The sequence below is a fragment of the Oleiphilus sp. HI0066 genome, from assembly GCF_001635725.1.
In genome coordinates this window covers 1-926 of record NZ_LWFH01000524.1, presented here as the reverse complement: position 1 = coordinate 926, position 926 = coordinate 1, and the positions used below count along the sequence as shown (strand labels likewise).

1 protein-coding gene and 1 pseudogene are annotated in these 926 nt (G+C 43.1%); both read left to right on the top strand.

Features of this window, described 5'->3' with window-relative positions:
- On the top strand, positions 1-491 hold a 491-nt coding region (locus tag A3738_RS07190), incomplete at its 5' end, for a sigma 54-interacting transcriptional regulator (RefSeq protein WP_197473667.1).
- A gap of 48 nt (positions 492-539) precedes the next feature.
- Positions 540-656, top strand: a pseudogene (locus tag A3738_RS32560) (helix-turn-helix domain-containing protein); the annotation flags it as partial.
- Positions 657-926 lie beyond the last annotated feature (270 nt).

Here is a 926-nt window from a genome sequence, read left to right as displayed (position 1 = left end):
TGCGAGCACTGCAGCAAGGAGAAATTCAACGCCTCGGCTCTAAAACCAGCATACGCGTAAACTGCCGAGTCATTGCGGCAACCAATCGCAACCTTTCAGATGAAGTAGCTAAAGGCCGCTTTAGGGAAGACTTATACCATCGTTTGAACGTCTTCCCTGTTCAATCCCCAGCTCTTAGAGAACGCCATGGTGATATCCCATTGCTTATTGAGTTCTTTACGAAGCAATGGAAAAGCAAAATTGGCATTGATGAAGTCCGGTATTCAGATCAAGCAATGCAAATACTGAATGAATATGCGTCGCCTGGAAACGTGCGAGAGCTTGAAAATATGGTGGCGCGAATCCTTGTAACGGAACAAAGTCGCTCAAACGACAAACAAGTCCTTTACCTTAACGAGCGCAGCATCCCGATCAGCACTGAGCAAACTAATAGCGCGTTCAATAGAACAATCGTAATCTCGAACGAAACGGACTCTCACAATACTGATTAAGGCACTGAGGGCACGACACTATAAGAACAAACCCAAGAGTTTCAGCGCAAGCTAATTAAAGAAGCTCTTTCAAGAAACGATAACAACTGGTCAAAGACAGCAAAACAGCTTGGTGTAGATAGAGCGAATCTAGCCAGACTAGCGAAACGTTTGATGATGAGATAAGTCCGGTTAGCTTATACATAAAACGTGATGCAATCGCTTAACTTATTGAATTACAAACATGCATTTGCAGTGTTATAGTTTTTAATGAATGATCATTGAAGGGATTTACCGATGCTAACTAAACTCAATCAATCAGGTTTACTTATAGCGCTCGCTGTTCTCATATCAGCCTGCCAAGCCCCACAAATGCAGGTTTTGTATGAGCAAAGCCCCAAGTTCGGTAACAACTACAAATCTTTCAAGGTCGTGCACACACATACAGATATTGCC